The 19,881-nt window shown below is 68.5% G+C and carries 20 protein-coding genes; 10 read left to right on the top strand and 10 right to left on the bottom strand.

The features are described from left to right. Positions 1 to 107 precede the first annotated feature (107 nt). The gene (locus FRZ61_RS19125) at positions 108 to 1,145 is read left to right on the top strand and encodes a zinc-dependent alcohol dehydrogenase (protein ID WP_151119229.1); all 1,038 of its coding nucleotides are present in this window, start codon (positions 108 to 110) and stop codon (positions 1,143 to 1,145) included. Positions 1,146 to 1,258: 113 nt separating this feature from the next. Here FRZ61_RS19125 and FRZ61_RS19120 read toward each other — a convergent pair whose 3' ends face one another. Continuing rightward, entirely contained in the window at positions 1,259 to 2,218 is a 960-nt protein-coding gene (locus tag FRZ61_RS19120; protein ID WP_151119228.1) for a LysR substrate-binding domain-containing protein, read from the bottom strand. Positions 2,219 to 2,359: 141 nt separating this feature from the next. On the opposite strand from FRZ61_RS19120, the gene betC reads away from it, so the two are divergent. Next, entirely contained in the window at positions 2,360 to 3,898 is a 1,539-nt protein-coding gene (gene betC / locus FRZ61_RS19115) for a choline-sulfatase (RefSeq protein ID WP_151119227.1), read from the top strand. Between the two features lie 6 nt (positions 3,899 to 3,904). Here the strand turns inward: betC and FRZ61_RS19110 are convergent, their stop codons facing one another. Beyond that, on the bottom strand, positions 3,905 to 4,834 hold the full coding sequence (locus FRZ61_RS19110; RefSeq protein ID WP_151119226.1) for a DMT family transporter: 930 nt from the start codon (positions 4,832 to 4,834) through the stop codon (positions 3,905 to 3,907). 208 nt (positions 4,835 to 5,042) lie between these two features. On the opposite strand from FRZ61_RS19110, the gene FRZ61_RS19105 reads away from it, so the two are divergent. Further along, positions 5,043 to 6,344: an NAD(P)/FAD-dependent oxidoreductase gene (locus FRZ61_RS19105; protein ID WP_151119225.1), complete on the top strand. Its 1,302-nt coding sequence runs from the start codon at positions 5,043 to 5,045 to the stop codon at positions 6,342 to 6,344. 31 nt (positions 6,345 to 6,375) lie between these two features. Here FRZ61_RS19105 and FRZ61_RS19100 read toward each other — a convergent pair whose 3' ends face one another. The 3 genes from FRZ61_RS19100 to FRZ61_RS19090 all read right to left on the bottom strand — a co-directional run bounded on the left by FRZ61_RS19100 (position 6,376) and on the right by FRZ61_RS19090 (position 7,570). Then, positions 6,376 to 6,672 (bottom strand): hypothetical protein, encoded by a 297-nt coding sequence (locus FRZ61_RS19100; protein WP_151119224.1) that lies wholly within the window; start codon positions 6,670 to 6,672, stop codon positions 6,376 to 6,378. Positions 6,673 to 6,741: 69 nt separating this feature from the next. Then, complete coding sequence (locus tag FRZ61_RS19095; protein WP_225308897.1) at positions 6,742 to 7,236, bottom strand: SRPBCC family protein; 495 nt, start codon at positions 7,234 to 7,236, stop codon at positions 6,742 to 6,744. Then, positions 7,214 to 7,570 (bottom strand): ArsR/SmtB family transcription factor, encoded by a 357-nt coding sequence (locus FRZ61_RS19090; RefSeq protein WP_151119223.1) that lies wholly within the window; start codon positions 7,568 to 7,570, stop codon positions 7,214 to 7,216. Before FRZ61_RS19090 ends, FRZ61_RS19095 begins: the two co-directional genes overlap by 23 nt. A gap of 141 nt (positions 7,571 to 7,711) precedes the next feature. On the opposite strand from FRZ61_RS19090, the gene radC reads away from it, so the two are divergent. Beyond that, positions 7,712 to 8,650, top strand: coding sequence for a RadC family protein (gene radC, locus FRZ61_RS19085; RefSeq protein ID WP_151119222.1), 939 nt, complete (start codon positions 7,712 to 7,714; stop codon positions 8,648 to 8,650). Positions 8,651 to 8,660: 10 nt separating this feature from the next. On the opposite strand, the gene FRZ61_RS19080 is transcribed toward radC, so the two are convergent. After that, positions 8,661 to 8,954 carry a hypothetical protein gene (locus FRZ61_RS19080; protein ID WP_151119221.1) on the bottom strand — a complete coding sequence of 98 codons (294 nt, stop codon included), beginning with the start codon at positions 8,952 to 8,954 and terminating at the stop codon, positions 8,661 to 8,663. Positions 8,955 to 9,253: 299 nt separating this feature from the next. On the opposite strand from FRZ61_RS19080, the gene FRZ61_RS19075 reads away from it, so the two are divergent. Together FRZ61_RS19075 and FRZ61_RS19070 are read left to right on the top strand one after the other, a co-directional pair. Further along, a complete protein-coding gene (locus FRZ61_RS19075) occupies positions 9,254 to 10,165 on the top strand; it encodes a calcium-binding protein (RefSeq protein ID WP_151119220.1) in 912 nt (303 codons plus the stop codon). A gap of 13 nt (positions 10,166 to 10,178) precedes the next feature. Next, a complete protein-coding gene (locus FRZ61_RS19070; protein ID WP_225308896.1) occupies positions 10,179 to 10,646 on the top strand; it encodes an NUDIX hydrolase in 468 nt (155 codons plus the stop codon). Here FRZ61_RS19070 and FRZ61_RS19065 read toward each other — a convergent pair. Then, complete coding sequence (locus FRZ61_RS19065; protein ID WP_151119219.1) at positions 10,643 to 10,942, bottom strand: hypothetical protein; 300 nt, start codon at positions 10,940 to 10,942, stop codon at positions 10,643 to 10,645. The genes FRZ61_RS19070 and FRZ61_RS19065 overlap by 4 nt on opposite strands. Positions 10,943 to 11,103: 161 nt before the next feature. Here FRZ61_RS19065 and FRZ61_RS19060 point away from each other — a divergent pair, with 161 nt between their 5' ends. Next, positions 11,104 to 11,745, top strand: coding sequence for a glutathione S-transferase family protein (locus tag FRZ61_RS19060; protein WP_151119218.1), 642 nt, complete (start codon positions 11,104 to 11,106; stop codon positions 11,743 to 11,745). A gap of 36 nt (positions 11,746 to 11,781) precedes the next feature. Here the strand turns inward: FRZ61_RS19060 and FRZ61_RS19055 are convergent, their stop codons facing one another. Next, positions 11,782 to 13,185, bottom strand: coding sequence for an MFS transporter (locus FRZ61_RS19055; protein ID WP_151119217.1), 1,404 nt, complete (start codon positions 13,183 to 13,185; stop codon positions 11,782 to 11,784). A 251-nt stretch (positions 13,186 to 13,436) separates the two neighbouring features. Between FRZ61_RS19055 and FRZ61_RS19050 the strand changes: the two genes are divergently transcribed. From FRZ61_RS19050 to FRZ61_RS19040, 3 genes are all read left to right on the top strand, one after another. After that, positions 13,437 to 14,933: a DegQ family serine endoprotease gene (locus FRZ61_RS19050; RefSeq protein WP_225308895.1), complete on the top strand. Its 1,497-nt coding sequence runs from the start codon at positions 13,437 to 13,439 to the stop codon at positions 14,931 to 14,933. 221 nt (positions 14,934 to 15,154) lie between these two features. Continuing rightward, complete coding sequence (locus tag FRZ61_RS19045; protein ID WP_151119216.1) at positions 15,155 to 15,832, top strand: winged helix-turn-helix domain-containing protein; 678 nt, start codon at positions 15,155 to 15,157, stop codon at positions 15,830 to 15,832. Beyond that, entirely contained in the window at positions 15,819 to 17,234 is a 1,416-nt protein-coding gene (locus FRZ61_RS19040; protein WP_151119215.1) for a sensor histidine kinase, read from the top strand. The genes FRZ61_RS19045 and FRZ61_RS19040 overlap by 14 nt, the downstream gene beginning before the upstream one ends. 32 nt (positions 17,235 to 17,266) lie before the next feature. On the opposite strand, the gene FRZ61_RS19035 is transcribed toward FRZ61_RS19040, so the two are convergent. Both FRZ61_RS19035 and FRZ61_RS19030 read right to left on the bottom strand, forming a co-directional pair. Beyond that, positions 17,267 to 18,529, bottom strand: coding sequence for a DUF1501 domain-containing protein (locus FRZ61_RS19035; protein ID WP_151119214.1), 1,263 nt, complete (start codon positions 18,527 to 18,529; stop codon positions 17,267 to 17,269). Then, positions 18,526 to 19,851, bottom strand: coding sequence for a DUF1800 domain-containing protein (locus tag FRZ61_RS19030; protein ID WP_151119213.1), 1,326 nt, complete (start codon positions 19,849 to 19,851; stop codon positions 18,526 to 18,528). Before FRZ61_RS19030 ends, FRZ61_RS19035 begins: the two co-directional genes overlap by 4 nt. Positions 19,852 to 19,881 lie beyond the last annotated feature (30 nt).

Here is a 19,881-nt window from a genome sequence, read left to right as displayed (position 1 = left end):
GACGATATTCTAGCTCACGGAATCGAACGGGTCGCGGCATCGGGTCCCGACCATTGAGGATGGCGGCCTTTCCCGGCCGCCGCAACAGAAGGGAAAACGGGATAGCCATGGCTGCGAACAGCATGAAGGCGGCGGTTCTGCGCAAGATCCGCCAGAAGCTCAAGATCGAGACCCTGCCGATCCCGGAACCCGGACATGGCGAGATCCTGATCAAGGTGGTGGCCTGCGGCGTCTGCCACAGCGACCTTCATGCGATCGACGGCGACTGGAACCCGCTGCCGAACCTGCCGCTGATCCCGGGCCATGAGGTGGCGGGCACGGTGGCGGGGGTGGGCACCGGCGTGACCGGCTTCAGGGTCGGTCAACGGGTGGGCGTGCCCTGGATGTTCAGCGCCTGCGGCACCTGCGAGTTCTGCCTCGCCGGCATGGAGACGATCTGCCAGAAGGGCGAGGCCACGGGCTACAGCAAGCCCGGCGGCTATGCCGAATATATGGTGGCGCCGGCGGCCTTCGTGGCGAAGCTGTCGCCGCGGATCGACATGCACGAGATGGCGCCGATTCTGTGCGCGGGCGTCACCACCTATCGCGGCCTCAAGCGCACCAACACACGGCCCGGCCAGTGGGTCACCATCGTGGGCATCGGCGGGCTCGGGCATATTGCTGTGCAATATGCGGCGGCGATGGGGATGCGCGTTGCAGCGGTCGACGTGTCGGAGGAGAAGCTCAAGCTCGCCAAGCGGCTGGGCGCCGAGTTCGTGGCGGACGCCAGCAAGGACGATCCGGCAAAGCTGATCCAGGAGAAGCTCGGCGGGACCCATGGCGCGATCGTGACGGCGGTGGCGACGCGCGCCTTCGAGCAGTCGATCCGCATGCTGCGGCCGGGCGGCAGCGTCTCCTATATCGGGCTGCCGGGCGGCAAGGCCGACGAGATCCGCACCTCGATCTCCGCCATCACCAACTGGGAGCTCTCGGTGCGCGGCTCGAATGTCGGCACGCGCCTCGACCTCAACGAGGCGGTGGCCTTCGCCACCAACGGGCTGGTCAAGGCGAAGATCGAGAAGCTGCCTCTGCGGGCCGTCAACGGCATCTTCGACCGCATGCGCCGCGGGAAGATCGTCGGACGCGTGGTGCTGGATATCGGGTGAGATGAAATGTGTATCCCCTCCCCTGCGTCGCGGGGGAGGGTGAGGGAGGGGGCTGATGGACCGAGCAGCCCCCTCCTTAATCCTCCCCCGCAAGGGGGTAGGTGATATTCGAGTCAGTTGCCCTCCGTCGGAACCGGCGGCGATTTCGCCATGGCGGTCTTGAGCCAGGCGATGAAGCGCTGGACCTCGGGTCCCGGCACGCCGCGGCCGGGCAGCAGCAGGTGATAGCCGCGCGCCGAGCTGCAGGCTTTGTCCGCACAGGGCACGAGCTGGCCGGCGAGGAGGATCTGTTCCACCAGCGGTCGCCAACCCAGCGCGATGCCTTGGCCCGCGATCGCCGCCTGGATCGTGAAGTTGTAGTTGTTGAAGGAGAGGCCGGGCTGGGCCGGGCGGTAGGGCAGCCCCGCCGCGGCGAACCAGCTCTCCCATTTGAACCAGGGCTCGCTGGCACCCTTGACCGGGCTCGGCATCTCGAGATGGAGCAGCGGCAGGCGCTGCAGCTCCTCGAGCGTGAATTTCCGGCCGTCCTTCAGGAGCGAAGGCGCGCAGACCGGGAAGGCATATTCCGGCACCAGCAGCTCGGCGCGCGTGCCGAACCAGGCGCCGTCGCCGAACAGCACGCCCAGATCGGCGCCGATCTCGTTGATGTTCTGGGTCCATTGCGAGGTGATGATCCTGAGCTCGACGGTCGGCAGCAGCGCCTTGATCTCGGCCAGGCGCGGCACCAGCCAGAGCCCGGAGAAGGCCACGTCGGCGGCGATGGTGACGACGCGCTGCGCCGTGGTGCCGCGGATCTCGCGCACCGCCTCGCCGATGCCGGTGAGGCCGCGTTGTACCGCGACAAAGAGGGCGGCGCCCGCCTCGGTGAGCGCGATGCCGCGATGATCGCGCCGGAACAGCGGGCGGCCCAGATGCTGCTCGAGACGCCGGATCTGATGGCTGACGGCCGGCTGGGTCAGGCCCAGCCCCTCGGCCGCCTTGGTGAAGCTGCCCAGGCGCGCCGCCATCTCGAAGGTGACGAGGCCCCGCAGCGGCGGCAGCCGGCCGCCGCCCTCGGCATTAGTTTCTTTCATGGCCTTATCATCTCCAGACCGGCTCCCGCGTCAAGCCGAGCGCAGGCTACTCTGGCCCTCCGGCCGGCGTTCGGTCCTCCTGCCCATAAATGCATTTGATGGCTGGAGGCCGGTGCCGGCAAGCGACGCAGCGAGACCCTCATGGCAAAGCGCAGACCCAACATCCTGTTCCTGCAGGCCGACCAGCTGGCGGCGAGCTTCCTGCCGGCCTATGGCCATCGCGTGGTGAAGGCACCGCATATCTCGGCGCTGGCCGATCGCGGGGTGCTGTTCGAGAACTTCTACTGCAACAGCCCGCTCTGCGCGCCCTCGCGCTTCAGCATGATGGCCGGCGCCCTGCCCTCGCGCATCGGCGCCTATGACAACGCGGCCGATTTCGCGGCCGACATCCCGACCTTCGCCCATTATCTCCGCCTCGCCGGCTACCGTACCGCGCTTTCGGGCAAGATGCATTTCTGCGGGCCCGACCAGCTCCACGGCTTCGAGGAGCGGCTTACCACCGACATCTATCCTTCCGACTATGGCTGGTTTCCCGATTGGGAGGATTTCGAGACCCGGCCCTCCTGGTACCACAACATGCTTTCCGTCGTTCAAGCAGGCCCCTGCGTGCGCTCGAACCAGCTCGATTTCGACGAGGAGACGGTCTATGCGGCGCGCCGCTACATCCATGACGCGGCGCGCGGGACCGACGAGCGGCCTTTCTGCCTCGTGGTCTCGATGACGCATCCGCACGATCCCTATGCGATCCTGCCGGAACATTGGAACCGCTATCGCGACGAGGACATCGATCTTCCGATAGTGAAAGCGGGCGACGTGCCGCTCGATCCGCACACGAAGCGGCTGCGCCATGTCTCGGACATGGATCGCTACGAGATCACGGAAGCCCATATCCGCGCCGCGCGGCGCGCCTATTACGGCGCCATCTCGTTCGTCGACGACCAGGTGGGCCTGCTGCTCAAGGCGCTCGAGGAGGTGGGGCTCGCCGACGACACCATCATCCTCTTTACCGCCGACCACGGCGACATGCAGGGCGAGCGCGGGCTCTGGTACAAGATGAGCTGGTACGAGAATGCCTGCCGCATCCCGCTGATCGTCTCGCGGCCCGGCCTGTTCCGCCCGCACCGCGTGCGCGAGGCCACCTCGCTCATCGACCTGCTGCCGACCCTGGCCGAGATCGCGGGAGACGGGCGCAAGCCCGACCATGCCGCCCCGATCGACGGGCGCTCGCTGCTGCCGCATCTCGCCGGCAATGGCGGCCATGACGAGGTGATCGGCGAATATCTGGGCGAAGGGGTGGTGGCGCCTCTGATGATGATCCGGCGCGGCGGCGAGAAGTTCGTGACGACGCCGTCCGATCCCGATCAGCTCTTCGATCTGGCGACGGACCCGCAGGAGCGCCGCGACACCGCCGCCGATCCGGCGCAAGCCGGCAAGGTCGCGGCCTATCGGGCCGAGGCCGTGCGGCGCTGGGACATGGCGGGCTTGCGCGAGAAGGTGGTGGCGAGCCAGCGGCGGCGACGGATGGTGGCGGCAGCGCTCATGACCGGCCGGCACGCATCATGGGACTTCCAGCCGATGCGCGACGCTTCGACCAGCTATATGCGCAACCACCTGGTGCTGGACGATCTCGAATACCGCTCGCGCCTGCCCCATGTGGAGACGCCGCCGGCTCGCGCCTGACGGCGCTCAGCGTTCGCCGACGGGCTCGGGGATCGCGGCCGCCGGTGCGGGGGCCGAGGCCTGCGGCTTGCGCCCGGCGATCACGCTGATGAGCACGCCGACGAGGATCAGCAGCCCGCCCCAGATCGCGTTCATCGCCGGCACCTCGTCGACCACGAGCCAGGTCCAGAAGGGATTGAGCACCACGTCGAGAAGCGCGATCAGCGTCATCTGGATCGCCGGGACCCAGCGCGCGGCGCGGGTATAGAGGATCAGCGGCAAGGCGAGCTGCAGGAAGCCCATCAGCAGGATCCAGCCGAAGGCTTCCCACGAGATCGCGAGGCCGCCGCGCACCAGCCCCACCCCGACGAACACCACGAGCCCGCCGAGACAGACGGCCGGCACCAGGTCGATGTCGCGATAGCGCCGCAGCCAGACGGTCTGGGCCGCGAAGCAGAAGGCCACCACGAGCGAGAGGGCGTTGCCGATGGCGCTGCCCTGGCCGAAATCGGTGCCGAAGACGACGAAGACCCCGGCGATCGCGAGCGCGGTCGCGATCCAGATCGCAGGGCCCGAGCGCTCGCCCAGGACGAGCCGGGCGAGGAGGGGCGCGAAGATCGGCGTCAGGTTGGAAAGGCAGGCGACATTGGCCGTCCCGGCGAGCGAGAGCGCCACGATATAGAGGGTGGAGCCCACGGCGAAGAAGCCGGCGGCGCCCAGCAGTGCGCTTCGGTCGATGGCGCGGAACTGCGCCAGCGTGCCCCGGCCGTAGATCGTCAGCAGGAACAGCAGCAGCCCCAGCGACATGCAGCCCGAACGCCAGGCGGCGATCCGCCACACATCGTCTTGCGGGATGATCCGCATGAAGAGACCGGAGAGCGACCAGAACAAGGTCGCCAGCAACATGGCCGCGACGCCCTTGGCATAGTCGCGGCGACCCAACCCGATCGCATTCATGAACTTGTCCGGAACCCCCGAGCCACTGGCGGCACTCTAGCAGAGACTTCCTTGCGATGCGCGGGCGGGATTGCTCAGGCGAAATCTCCTTTCCCTCTGCGGGCCTGTCCCTCCCCCTCATGAATGAGGGGGAGGGTAAAGGAAGTGGGTCAATGGACGGTCGGGTGGCGTCCTTGCTAGAAGGGTTGGCGATCATCGGGGGACGGGCATGGCGGACGGCGGGATCTTCGCGTCGGGATTCAAGGAGACACCGTACTGGTGGGAAGCGGGGCCCCGGCCGGAGCGTCCGCCGCAGCCTTTGCCCCCGCCCGTGGATGTCGCCATCGTGGGTGCGGGCTTCACCGGCCTGGTCGCGGCCCTGACCCTGGCGCGCGCCGGGCGCCGCGTGGCGGTGCTGGAGGCGCAGCGGCTGGGCGAGGGGGCGAGCTCGCGCAATGCCGGCTATGTCGGACGCACGCTCAAGCACAGCTTCGGCTCGCTGATCGATTCGCGGGGGCTCGAGGGTGCGCTCGCGATCTATCGCGACACCCGCGCGGCCTATGATTTCGTCTACGAGCTGGTGGAGCGCGAGGCGATCTCCTGCCATCTCCGGCGCAGCGGCCGCTTCATGGCGGCCTTGAGCCCGCGCCACTATGACGGCATGGCGCGCGAGCTCGCGATCAAGCAGCGCCATCTGGGCGACGAGTTCGCGATGGTGCCGCGTGCCGAGCAGCATCGCGAGACCGGCTCCGATCTCTTCCAGGGCGGCGCCATGATCCCGGAGATGGGCTCGATCCATCCGGCGCTCTACGTGAACGGCCTGATCGCGGCCGCCGAACGCGCGGGCGCCGGGCTCTACGATCGCACCGCCGTCACCGGCATCCTGCGCGAGACGGACGGCTTCACCGTGGCGACCTCGCGGGGATCGCTCAAGGCGCGCGAGGTCGCGATCGCGACCAACGGCTATACGGGATCCGCGACGCCCTGGCTGCAGCGCCGCATCGTGCCCTTCAACGGTTTCATGGTCGCGACCGAGATCCTGCCGCGCGAGCTCCTCGACCGCGCGGCGCCCACCAACCGCACCTATCACGACTGGAACAACAACCTCACCTATTGGCGCCGCGCGCCCGACCAGGAGCGCCTGCTGCTGGGCTGGCGCACCGGCAGCCCGACGCGCGATCTCAAGGCCAAGGCGCGGCGGCTCAAGGGGCGGATGGACCAGATCCTGCCCGATCTCAAGGGCACGAAGCTCGCCCATGTCTGGACCGGGCAATGCGCCGCCACCTTCGATCTCTGGCCGCATATCGGCAGCCAGGACGGGATGCATTACGGGCTGGGCTATTGCTTCGCCGGCGTGCCGATGGGGAGCTGGTTCGGCTACAAGCTGGCCCAGCGCATCCTGCGCGCCAACGATGCCCGCACCGCGTTCGATGCCGAAGGTTTCCCGACGAAGTTCTATTACCGCGGCTGGCCCTGGTTCCGGCCGCTGGCGGTGGCGAAGTTCGATTGGGAGGACCGCCGCGGGCTGTGAACCGCGCCCGAAAGCCGCCCCGGAGCCTTGCTCAATCGGTGCCGATCACTTCGGCGTGCGACGAAGCGGCGAGCGCCGTCGACCCGGCGCCGTTGCAGATCGGCTGGGCCCAGATCTCGGCCAGGACCGAGCGGTCATGCGCGCGGGCGCGCGCGGCATAGTGATCGAAATGCTTCGCCGCGAGGGCCGAGCCCTCCACCAGGAAGACGGCGAGAGCGCTCGAGAGGGCGAGCCACCGCACCGGCGGCCGCCAGCCGACGACGGCCCTGAAGCCGCCGCGGCAGGCCGCGACCATCGCGATCAGAAGGGCCGCCAACGCACAGCACATGAGGCGCTACCTCCGTGGGAAGCGATCAGGCCGATGCAAGCTCGCCTCCCGTTGCCGTTCGTCCTGCCGCTACCGGTGCGAGGCCAGAAGCTCCGCCAGCCGGTCGAAGGCGCTGTTCCAGCCGCCGCGATGACCATCGCGGTTCGCCACCGTGTTGAAGACCGCCTGCCGGAAGGTCATCAGCGTCTTGCCGTTCCGATCGGCGAAGGTGATGGTGACCAGAGTCTCCGGCCCCGCACTCCCGTCCTCCTGGTCCCAGGCGAAGGTGAAGACCAGCTTCTCGTTCGGCACCACCTCGAGATAGACGCCGCCCTGCCAGAGCAGGCGGCCGTCCTCGATCCCCTTGAGGCAGGTGCGCCATGGGCCGCCGGGCCTGAGATCGCCCTCGATATGGACCGCCGGATAGTCGCGCGGACCGGCCCATTGTAGCGCCTGCTTCGGATCGGCAAAGGCCTGATAGACGAGCGCGCGCGGTGCGTCGAAGAGCCGCGAGATGACGAGCACGCGGTCGGCGGGCTCCGCCTCCCGCGCGGCCACCGGCTCAGCGCCTTTTCGTGCGGCCACCTTTGCCTCCCTTCATCTGCACCTCGTTGAGGTAGTCCTCGAGGCGGTCGAAGCTCGCCTCCCAGAACTGCCGGTAGTGATCGAGCCAGGCGGCGGCGTCCTTGAGCGGGCGGGCGTCGAGCCGGCTCGGCCGCCATTGCGCCTCGCGGCCGCGCACGATCAGGCCCGCCCGCTCCAGCACCTTCAGATGCTTGGTGACGCCGGGCCCGCTCATCTTGAAGGGCTTCGCCAGCTCGGTGACGGTGGCCTGGCCGAGCGAGAGGCGGGCCAGGATCGCGCGCCGCGTGGGATCGGCGAGGGCCGCGAAGGTGAGGGAGAGGGCGTCCGCCGTCATCTCTATAAAACCCTATAGTTAAATAACCTTATGGTTATATATAGGGAAGGAAGCGAGCCGTCAAGCGCCCGAGATCCGGCCTGCCCCCCGTCATCGGCGCGGCCCTTGACCCCGTGCGGGGCTCGCGCAACCGTTGCGGGCATGGGACAGGACCGGCCGGACGGAGCGGGGGCGGCCGATGCGCTGGAGCGCATCGGCATCACCGTCGAGCCGTTGCCGGGCGGCGGGATCGAGCGGTTCGCGGTGCGCGGCGACACCTATCCCCATCGCCAGGCGCTGCAGGAGATCGGCGGCCAGTGGGACAAGCTCGCCCGCGCCTGGGTGTTCGAATCCCAGGACCCGACCGAGCGGCTGATCGCGGTCCTGCCGATTCCGGCCGAGGCGCCGGCGGAAAAGCCCAACCGGCCGCATTACTGGGGCCATCGCGAGCGGTTGCGCAAGCGCGCCATGGCGGGCGGCCTCGGCGCGCTGCCCGACTATGAGCTGCTGGAGCTGCTGCTCTTCGCCACGGTCGAGCGCAAGGACGTGAAGCCCCTGGCCAAGGCGCTGCTGGAGCGGTTCGGCAGCCTGGGTGGCGTGCTGGCGGCACGGGAAGAGGAGCTTGCCGGGTTCGAGCTCGTCACCTATTCGACCATCGTGAACCTGCGGGCCATCGCCGAGACGGCGGTGCGGCTGGGGCGCGAGGAGCTCAAGGAACGGGCGATCCTCAACTCGATCGACAAGGTCGCCAAGCATTGCCGCACCGTGATCGGCAACAGCCCGATCGAGCAGTTCCGCGTGCTGTTCCTCGACCAGCGCCACGGGCTCATCGCCGACGAGCTGCAGCAGACCGGCACGGTCAACGAAGTGGCGGCCTATCCGCGCCAGATCCTGCAGCGCGCGCTCAACCTCGGCGCCGTCGGGCTGGTGCTCGTCCACAACCATCCCAGCGGCAATCTCAAGCCTTCGCCCGGCGACATCGAGATCACGCGCGAGATCATGCGGGCCGCCGAGACCCTGGGCATCGCGCTCCACGACCATCTGATCGTGAGCGCCGGCGGCCACATCAGCCTGCGCCAGACCGGCAAGCTGCCGCGCTAGGCGCCGGCGGTCAGCTCTTGGCCATCATCTTGTTCTTGATGAGGCCGGCGATGATGGTGAGGATCGCGCCGCCGGCACCGCCGCTGACGATCTGCCCGACGATCCCGCCGACGCTGAGATTGCCGCCCTGCGCCGCCGCGCTGATGGCGGGGATGAGGGCCGAGACGATCTGGCCGAGCACGCCGCCGCCGACGGCGCCGGCGATGATGTTGCCGATCATTCCGAGGTCGAAGCTCGGCGATGCCTTGCCGGCGCCGATACCGCCGGCGGCGCCGGCGATCAGATTGATGATGACCTGTTCCATGATTCCCTCCCCAGGGCCGGGCGCTGTCGTTCGCAAGCGGCCGGGCCAATCCCGGTTCCTACGGCCGGGCGGACAGCGCCGACATGGTGCTTTCCAAGACAACTAGACCTCCGCCGCCCGCGATCAAGGCTGCTTCCGGTCCCGAAGCGGGGCCGGCGAACCCGATTCCTCGCCGGCGGCAGGAATTTGTGCCGCCTCGGACGGTCGTCCGGCGGCTTCGCCGCCCGCGCTCTTGCGGGCGGTCGCGGGCCGCAAGCTATAGTGCGGCGCGGGCCCGGCCGGGCCCGCGCGATTCGGCAATGGTTCCCCGGAAAGAGAACGGCATGCGGATCCTGGTGGCGATCCCTCACTTCTACAGGCCCAGCTCGGGCTTCTATGGCTCGCACCGGGCCGATCCGCAGCCGCGCATCGAGGCTTTGACCCAATGCATGGCCTCGCTGCATCAGCAGTTCGGTCCGCGCCAGGGCCTGCTCGACCCGCCGCGCCGCTGCCTTTACGAGACCAACCACGCCAACAGCGCCCAGATCGACATCGTCCTCTGCACCACCGGCAGCGATCACCTGATCCCCGCCCTGCCGGGAAACCTGTTCCGCCAGCATCAGACGGCGGCCCAGCCCCTGCTGCTGGGCTACGAAGCCCATGCGGTCCTGCGCGACGGGCTCGGGCGGTACGACTGGTACTGCTACATGGAAGACGACATCCTGGTCGCCGATCCGGCCTTCTTCGAGAAGCTCGCCTGGTTCCTGTCGCTGGCGGGCGAGCGCGCGCTGCTGCAGCCCAACCGCTACGAGGTCTCCTTCGACGACCGGATCCACAAGCTCTATATCGACGCCAATCTCGCCAAGCCCGAGCTGAGCCAGCCCTACCAGGACATCACCAAGCGGCCGAAGATCGACGGCAAGGTCCTCAACCGGCGCATCGCCTTCCAGCGCGTCAACAATCCGCATGCCGGCTGCTTCTTCCTGAGCGAGGCGCAGATGCGGAAATTCGCGAGCCAGGACTATTTCCTCGACCGTTCCGACGCCTTCGCCGGCCCGCTCGAAAGCGCCGCCACCCTCGGCATCATGCGCTGCTTCGAGACCTACAAGCCCGCGCGCGAGAACGCCGCCTTCCTCGAGATCGGCCATATCCATCGCCGCTATATCGGGCGCTATGTGGTATTCGAAGAGGGTGCCCCCTGGCGCTTCAAGGTGGTGAAGCCGGCCGACTGAGCAGGAGGAGATCGTGGCCGCCGACAAACCGTCACGCCCGTCCGTCGTCGTCGATCTGCATCTGGTCTTGATGAAGAGCGATCAGGTCCTGCTGGGCTTGCGGCAAGGCACAGGCTATTGCGACGGCATGTATCACCTGCCGGCCGGTCATCTCGAGGCCGGCGAAACCGTGATGGAAGGAACCATTCGCGAGGCCCGGGAGGAGCTGGGCGTCGGCCTTCGAGCCGCGGATCTGCGGCTGGACTATGTCCTGCATCACCGGTCGAATTCTGATCGCATGGCATTGTTCTTCTCGGCGAGCCGGTGGAGCGGAGAGCCCACGAACCGCGAGCCCGACAAATGCGAAGCGCTGGCCTGGTTTCCTCTCGATCGCCTGCCGCCGAACATGGTGCCTTATGCGGCGCACGCTCTTTCGGGCATCCGGAACGGCGAGCGGCTGGGATTCTATGGCTGGCCGCCGCGAGAGTCGGCGGCGGGCTAATCGCAGCAGAAGGGCCGGCCGTCGCCGGCCTCGAGCGCATCCTTGAGCGAGGCGCGGGGTTGCGCGGTCGTGCCGCCGGCCGCGGGCGGCATCAGGTCGAGCGGTCCGGGCGCGCCGAAGGGCGCCTGCGTGTAGCGGCCGTCCGCACGCCAGGAGCAGGCCCCGTGCATCGGCACCTCGCCGAAGATGAGGCCTTCGCCCGCGGCGATCCGGTCGATCCGCACCGTGCGGCGATCGCGGGTCTGGAGCGCCATGCCGCCCGACGCGGCGGCCAGGAAGTCGAAATCGTCAGCCATCGCCGGCCCTTGTCGCGATTGGAACGGTGCCTATCAGGATAATTCCCGCCGGCCCGATCGGCAATTGACCGGCATGGCAATAGCTTCTTAGGCTTTGCGCGCCAGATTTCGGCGGTGGCACCGGCCCGGGGGTGGGCCGATACCGAGGGGGAAATCCGACCATGGCCAAGGTGATCCTGTACGGACCCGACTACAGCACGCATGTGCGCATGATCCGGCTCTGCCTGATCGAGAAGGGTGTCGACTACGAGTCCAGGCCCGTCGACATCTTGCGTGGCGCCAATCGCCGGCCGGATTTCCTCAAGCTGCAGCCTTTCGGCAGGGTCCCGGTCCTGGTGCATGACGATTTCACGCTCTATGAAACGAGCGCGATCGCGCGCTATGTGGACGAGGCGTTCAAGGGGCCGAAGCTCCAGCCGACCGACAAGAAGGACGCGGCGCGGATGAATCAGCTGATCTCGATCATCGAGGCGGAGGGCTATACGCCGATCGTGACGGAGATCCTGGCGCCGCGCGCCAAACATGCCTTTCTCGGCCAGCAACCCGATATCGAGCGGATCAAGAAGGCGACTCCCGAGGCGGTCCGGTGCCTGAAGGTGATCGACGGGATGATCGGCGATGGCGGGTTCGTGGTGAGCAAGGCCCTCAGCCTCGCCGACCTCTACCTCGCTTCCATCATGGCCTACTTCGCGCACACGCCGGAGGGCAAAGCCATTCTGACGCGGCTGCCCAAGCTCAGCGCCTGGTGGCAGGACATGGCCAAGCGCCCGTCGATCGTCGAGACGAACCCGCCCATTTCCTGACCAGGGCGCCCCCGCTCGCGGCAGCGGCGCGTTCGCCTATTCGGCGGGGGCCGCCACGCGCCGCTGCGCCAGCAAGCGCAGTGCCAGCAGGAACACCAGCGCCGCGGCGACCGCCGCGGAGCCGATCACGATCGTGCCCGCCGCCTGGACATTGGCCAGCGTGATGCCGCTGGCCAGCCCCGCCAGGTTGGCGAGCAGGCCGGCCCCCGCCGAACCGAAGGCGATGCCCAGCATGCGCACGGTGGGGATGGTCGAGGCGGTGCGCGCCTCCTCGCCGCTGACGGCGCCGGCCATCGTCGCCGCGGTCAGATGCAGGCTCGAGCTGCCGATGCCGAGCCCCGTGACGGCCATGCAGATGCCGATCGCGACCGGCGGCATCCAGGTGAGCCCGATCGCGACGACGGCGAGCGCGGCGCCGGCGAAGGCGGGTCCCCAGGCGAGCGCGACGATCTCGGCACGGCCCTTCCAGCCCGCGGTGATGAAAGACGCCGTGGTCCAGCTCAAGGCCAGGATCGCATTGAAATAGCCGGCCCCCAGCGGTCCCACCCCGTGGATCACCTGCAGGATCAGCGGCAGGAAGAGGCCCGCCGCGCTGTGGGTGATCGACATCAGGAAGAACATCGCGAAGGCCACGCCGACGCGGTGGTTGAACGAGATGGCGCGCGAGGGAAAGAGCGGGATCTCGGCTTCGGCATCGAGCCGGAAGGCGAGATAGACCATCACCACCGCCAGCACCAGGAGGCCGAGCTCCAGGATCAGCGAGCCGGTCGTGCCGCCGACGCCGACCGCGAGAACGCCGCCGCCCAGGAGCAGCAGGCGGCGGAAGGGCAGGTGAGGCACGCTGCGCGCGCGTTCCGAGGGCGGCAGCATGCGCCAGGCCAGGATCACGAAGAGCGCGATCAGCGGCAGGGTCGCGACGAAGGCGCCGCGCCACCAGCCGAACTCGCCGAAGAGGCCGCCCAGAAGCGGTCCCAGCAAGGCCGCCACGCCCCAGACGCCGGAGACGGTCGCGAGTGCCCGGGTGCGGATGCTGTCGTCGAAGAGCTCGCGGATCAGCCCCATGGACTGGGACACGATGAGCCCGCCGCCCAGGCCCTGCACGAAGCGCGCCGCCAGCAATGCTGCCATCGTCGGCGCCGCCGCGGCGCCGATGGTGCCGAGCAGAAACAGGAGTCCCGCCATGCTGTAGCCGTTGCGGGCGCCGACGGCGGCACGCAGCGTGTTGCCGCTGGCCGCCCCCATGATCGAGGCGATCATGTAGAGCATCGTCGCCCAGGCGTAGAAAGCGACGCCGCCCAGGTCGCGCACGACGGCCGGCATCACCGTCGAGATCACGAAAACGTCGATCGCATGCAGGCCGATGCCCAGGTTGAGCGCGACGACATAAATGCCGCGCCCGCCACTGAACAGCGCCGTCCAGGATGAGGATGGTGAGGACATGATTTCCGGTGAGATTAGGACCCGGCCGGTAGCCTGACCAGCCGGTCAAACATTAACTCGGGGCCTTCCGGAGGTCGATGTTCATGAAAGAATCGCGGATTTCCGCGGTCTTTCCAGGGTTAAACATGAACACGAATTAATCCTGCGGAAATCGGGCTGTCAGGTCGACCTCCTTACTTCTGGAGTCCAGCCATCGCCCTGGAGGCCCTCGAGGCCTTCCGGGTGGCACTACCCACGAGGAGGTTCGGAGGATGAGTATAAACCTGATCCGTTACGTCCGTGCGCCCTTTGCGCTGCCGGCGTTGCGGAACGCCATGCTGGCGACGGGCATCGCGGCGCTCGCGCTGCAGTCCGGCATCGCCCATGCCGAAGCGCCATCGAGCTTCGCCGATCTCGCGGCGAAGGTGACGCCCGCGGTCGTCAATATCGCCGCGGTCGAGGATGTCGCCGACCAGAGCGCCGACATGCCGGACGAGATGCCGTTCCATTTCCCGCCCGGTTCGCCGTTCGAGGAGTTCTTCAAGCAGTTCCGCAACGGTCCCCAGCAGCAGGACCATAGCGGCAAGCATAAGGCGACCGCGCTGGGCTCGGGCTTCATCATCGATCCCTCGGGCTACATCGTCACGAACAACCACGTCATCGACAGCGCCAACGACATCAAGGTCACGACCTCCGACGGCCTGCAGCTCGAAGCCAAGCTGATCGGCACCGACGAGAAGACCGACCTGGCGCTGCTCAAGGTCGAGAGCAAGAAGCCGCTGCCCTATGTGTCCTGGGGCGATTCCGACCAGACCCGCGTCGGCGACTGGGTGCTGGCGGTCGGCAATCCCTTCGGCCTCGGCGGCACGGTCACGACCGGCATCATCTCGGCGCGCGGCCGCGATATCCGCTCGGGTCCGTTCGACGATTTCCTGCAGATCGACGCCTCGATCAACCAGGGCAATTCGGGCGGTCCGACCTTCAACATGGACGGGCAGGTGGTCGGCATCAACGCCGCCATCGCCACGCCCAACGGCGGCAGCGTCGGCATCGGCTTCGCGATCCCGTCGAACCTCGCCAAGCCCGTCATTGCCGAGCTCAAGGAGCATGGCAAGGTCGAGCGCGGCTGGCTCGGCGTCCGCATCCAGGAAGTGACGCCGGAACTGGCCCAGGCCATGGGCCTCGACGAGCCCAAGGGCGCCCTGGTCGCGGCCGTGGACGCCAAGGGCCCGGCCAACGGCAAGCTCCAGGCCGGCGACGTGGTGCTGGGCTTCAACGGCCAGGCGATCGACAAGATGCGGGACCTGCCGCGTCTGGTCGCCGCCGCCGCGGCGAACAGCACGGCCAAGGTCGATATCCTGCGCAACCATGAGCGCCAGACGATCGATGTCACCATCGGCCGCCTGCCGAGCGAGGAGCGGGTCGCTTCCGCCGACACGCAGGACAACAACCCGGCCCCGGCCGCGACCGAGAAGCTGCTCGGCCTGCGGCTGGCGGCCCTCGATCGCGATGCCCGCGCCCAGTTCGATGTCCCCGAATCCGTCGAAGGCGCCCTGATCGTCGATGTCGATCAGGACGGCAAGGCGGCGGAACAGGGCCTCAGGCCCGGCGACGTCATCGAGCGGGTTGCCGATAGCAGCGTCAAGAACCCGGCCGACGTGGAGCGCCTGGTCGACCAGGCCCGCAAGGACCAGAAGAAGTCCGTTCTGATGCTGATCAGCCGCCAGGGCGACGATCTGTTCCTGGCACTCGACCTGTCCGACGCATAAACGAGGTCATCATGACGGTATCTGGCTTCAAGCCGGATCCGATGGACTCCCTCGCGGGCCGGGGCGATGCCGCCCCGGCCCGTAACGGGGCCCCGGAATCCGAAAACCGACTGTCCGAGAACCGGGCGTCCGCTCCTGCCGATCCGACGGCGCCCGCTGTCACGCCACCCTACCCCACCCCTTCCGGAGCCTTGGCCCGGTTGATAGACTCCCAACTGGTCATGCGCATTCTCCTCGTCGAGGACGATCAGGCGGCCGCCGCCTACATCTCCAAGGCGTTGTCCGAGAGCGGACACGTCGTGGATCATGCCGCCACCGGTCGCGACGGGCTCTATCTGGCCACGAGCGGCGATTACGACGCGGTCGTGCTGGACCGCATGCTTCCCGGTCTGGATGGGCTTTCGGTCCTGCAGGCGATGCGGGCGGCCGACGTGGAGACGCCGGTCCTGATCCTGAGCGCCTTGGACAAGGTCGACGACCGGGTCAAGGGGCTCAAGGCCGGGGGCGACGACTACCTGACCAAGCCCTTCGCCTTCTCCGAGCTCCTGGCCCGGCTCGAGGCGCTGGGGCGCCGGCGCAAGGCCTCGACGGCCGAGACCCTGCTCAAGGTGGCCGACCTGGAGATGGACCTGCTCAAGCGCTCGGTCAAACGGGCGGGCCGCGAGATCGACCTGCAGCCGCGCGAGTTCAAGCTCCTGGAATGCCTGATGCGCCATGCCGACCAGGTCGTCACGCGCACCATGTTGCTCGAGAACGTTTGGGACTATCATTTCGACCCGCAGACCAATGTCATCGATGTGCATGTGAGCCGTTTGCGCCAGAAGATCGACAAGGGGTTCGACCGGCCGCTGCTGCACACCGTACGGGGTGCGGGATACTCCCTGCGTGCCGCTTCCTAGGTTCCTCGCGACCAGCACCTTCCGGCTGGCGCTGACGTACGCCGCGCTGTTCAGTGTCTCGGCCATTTCGCTGGCCGGCGTGACGTTCTGGACGATGGAGTTCATGCTCGCCCGCGAACGGCGCGAGACGGTGCTGGCCGAGGCGAACCTGCTGGCCGAGCAGTTTCGCCGCTTCGGTCCTAGCGGCTTGAGCCTGGTCATCGCCGAGCGGGTGCGGCCCGACCGCGTCGGCGATGGCATCTATCTCCTGGCGGGTCCGACCTACACGCCGCTTGCCGGCAACCTGACGGACTGGCCGCCGTCCGGCGAGCATGACGGGCCCTGGCTCGATTTCACGATCGAGCGCAACGTCGCGGGCCAGCGCAAGGTGCTGGGCGCCCGCGCCATCCATGTGCTGCTTCCCGACAATTACCACCTGCTGGTCGGGCAGGACATGAGCACCGAGGCGCGGCTCCGGTCGGCGCTGATCAATGCCAGCCTCTGGGGCATCGTCGTCACGGTGGGGCTGGGCCTGGCGGTGGGATTCATCGCCAGCCGCAATTTCCTCGGCCGCATCGAGGCCATCAACCGTTCGACCGACCGCATCCGGGCGGGCGAGGTCGAGCACCGCATGGCGGTCTCCGGCAGCGGCGACGAGTTCGACCGGCTGTCGCAGAACCTCAATGCCATGCTGGACGACATCCAGCGGCTGCTGGCGGGCATCCGCACCGTCACCGACAATATCGCCCACGATCTGCGCACGCCGCTCTCGCGGCTCAAGAACGGTCTCGAGCTGGCGCTCAACGATGCGACCGAGGAGGAGCGCCGGCAGGCGATCGAGCGGGCGATCGGCGAATCCGACCAGCTTCTGCGCACTTTTTCCGCCTTGCTCGCCATCGCCGACGCCGAGGCCGGCGCCTCGCGCATCGAGCGCCAGCCGGTCGAGCTGGGGGCGCTCGCCCACGACGTGGTCGAGCTCTACGAGCCGCTCGCCGACGAGCGCGGGGTGACGTTCGATCTGGAGATCGACGAAGCCGCGACCGTGGAAGGCGACCGGCAGCTTCTGTTCCAGCTGCTCGCCAACCTGCTCGACAACGCGATCAAATACGGCGCCGATGGCGGCCGCGTCGACATCAAGGTCGGCCGCACCGACGGCAAGCCCGAGATCGTCGTCGCCGATCGCGGCGCCGGCATCCCGGAGCAGGATCGCGAGCGGGTGCTCGAGCGCTTCGTGCGGCTCGACGAAAGCCGGACGACGCCGGGCATCGGGCTCGGCCTGCCGCTGGTGAAGGCGATCGCCCATCTGCACAACGCCGAGCTGGAGCTCGGCGACAATGCGCCGGGCCTGCGGGTCCGGGTGCTTTTCCCGGCGACCGAGGAGCGGGAAAGCAAGAGCGAGCTGCGCCGCCTGGCCAGCCGCTGAGACGCAGACGTGCCGCTCCCTTCGAGCTTGCGTCAGACTTCGGTGAGGCCTTCGAGCGGGGCGACCTGATCGCTGTCGGGAAAGACGCGCCGTGCCAGCGTCGCCCGATCGATCCCGAACTGCGTCGCGAGGGCGGCCTTGAGAGCGGCCCGCAGGTCGAGCGTCGGCGCCAGATCGCGCCCTTGATAGAGCTTCTCCGGCGACAGGCCCGGCCAGCTGGCGACGACGCGCCCGCCCCTGATGCGGCCGCCCGCGAGCATCGCGACGGTCCCGGTGCCGTGATCGGTGCCGCCCGTGCCGTTGGGGGCCGCGGTGCGGCCGAACTCGGTCACGACCGCCACGACGGTTTCCTGCCAGGCGGGGCCGAGCCCGCGCTTCAGCGCGACCATGCCGTTGGCGAGGCCGCCGAGCGCGGTCGCCAGCCGGCCGGTCATGAGGCCCTGATTGGCATGGGTGTCCCAGCCGCCGGCCTCGAGCACGGCGATCCGCGGGCCCCGTGCATCGGCCAGGAGCTTGCCCGCGCCTTCGGCCGCCGGTGCCAGCAGATCGGCAGCCCGGAGCTTCGCGCCGTTCTTGCCGGCGTCCATCTCGTTGGGCGCCGGTTCCGGGGACGCGCTCATGATCTCGTCGCTGAGACGCTGCGAATCGACGCCCGTGGCGAGCGCCGGCCCCAGGAGCGGATCGGCACGGTAGAGCGAGGCCAGCTGCGTCAGGAAATCCGGCGAAGCCTCGGGCAGGATTCCGGCCGGCGCCCAGGACGCGACCGGCACCGATCCTTCCAGCACCAGGGGCGCCGTCTCTCCGACCGCCAGCCCGAGCCGCCGATCGGTGGCGCCGATCACGCCGAGCGCCCGGTTGAGCCAGCCATCCTGCGCGCCGTTGGGTACTGCCGTGCCGTTCTCCAGCAGGTTCTGCCCGTCGAAATGCGATCGGTCGCGATAGGGCGTCGCCGCCGCATGCAGGATGGTCAGCTCCTGGGCCTGCCATAGCGGCAGCAGCGGTGCGAGGGCGGGATTGAGTCCGAACTTGCCGTCGAGGTCGAGCGCGCCCGCCTGCTCGCCGGGTTCACCGAAGGCAAGCGGCCCCCGCAGTGCGGCGTAGTCGGGATCCGCATAGGGCGGCACGGCGGCCAGGCCGTCGAGAGCGCCGCGCAGGATCACCAGGACGAAGCGGCTTTCGGTCGGCGCATCGGCGAAGGCCAGCTTCACGGGTGCGAAGGCGGCGAACCCGGCCAGGCCCGTGGCCAGCCCGAGCAGGCGGCGTCGCGGCAGTCTCGAATGCGGCTCGATCTTCATCGGCGTTGAAACTCCGGTGCGGCCAGCACGAGCGCGAAGCCGTCGGCCGGCGAGGGCGCGCGTTCCACGCCCTGGCGCGTCGTCTCGCTGGCGGCAGGCCCCAGGGTGACGTCGAGAAGCTGGCGGGGCTGCAGGCTCGCCGGCAACCGCTGCGCCACGGCCATGGCGAAATCCGCGCGGCGCAGCACGCTTTCGGGTCCGATCCAGTCTTCGGAGCGGTCCGGCCAGCCGGCGGGCGAGGGCGCGGCGAAGGGGACCTGGCCCAGGCTCTTGAGCGACGCGACGATGGCCTTGGGTTCAGGCGTGCGACCCAGCGCCCTGAGGGTGGAGACCACCAGTTCCGTCGGCGTCTTGACCTTGGTCAAAGGCGCATGCCAGGCGTCGGGCTCGTGGACGACGAACGTCGCCATGGCGCCGAGGCTGCCGTCGGTCTCGAGATAACGCCCGGCAAGCCTGTCGACGAAATCCGCGGGCGGCTCGTCGGCCACGAAATGCCGGGCGAACTTCAGCGCCAGGTGATGGGCGGTGGCGGGGTGATGGGCGAGGTCGGCCGCCGCCTGCTCGACCTCGGCTTCGCCCGCCTCGGGATAGGACTTGCCGAGGAGCGTCTTGGCACCGGGCTCATGGATCTGCGGATAGAAATGGAACGCGCCGGGCGTGCTGCCCCGCTTGCCGCCGATCGACCAGCCGGTCAGCATCTTCGCGAAGGCCTGCACGTCTTCCTGGCGATAGCCGCCATCGACGCCCAGCGTATGCAGCTCGAGGACCTCGCGGCCCAGATTCTCGTTGAGCCCGCGATGGCCGATCTGGCCGGCGCGCGAGCCCGGTCCCACCGATTGCGCATTGTCGAGATAGAGCAGCATGGCGGGGTGCCGCAGCACCGCCAGGAGCATGTCGGCAAACTTGCCGGTGACAAAGGGACGGATCGCCTCGCGCTCGAAGGCGCCCGCCAGGCCGATCAGCGCCGGCTTGGCGATCGAGACCGTGAAATGGTTCGACCAGAAGGCGACCAGCCGTTCCCGGAAGGGCGCTTCGCTTTCGACCTGGGCCTTGGTGCGGGCGCCGATCTCACCGAGATATTGCGCGCGCGCCGCACCTTTCAGGTTCTCCTGCACGGCCGCGGCGCCGCGATTGAAGGCCTTCAGCAGGTCCGCGGCGAGGGTCTGTCCCGTCGGCATGTCGGCGAGGCCCGAGGGCGTCGCATCGTCCTGGAGCTGCGCCAGGACCCAGTCCGAAGGCGCGGCGCTGGCCTGCTCGATCTCGCCGGCGCGGGCACCCAGTCCAAATCGCGAGACGGCTTGAAAACCGGTGATCGAGGCCATGTCCTCTCTCCTCGGGTCTCAAGGCCGAGG

Origin of the sequence: Hypericibacter adhaerens (assembly GCF_008728835.1) — a bacterium.
GTDB classification, from domain to species: domain Bacteria; phylum Pseudomonadota; class Alphaproteobacteria; order Dongiales; family Dongiaceae; genus Hypericibacter; species Hypericibacter adhaerens.
Note: the sequence above shows the minus strand (reverse complement) of the source record. Positions and strands in the feature narration are given on the sequence as shown.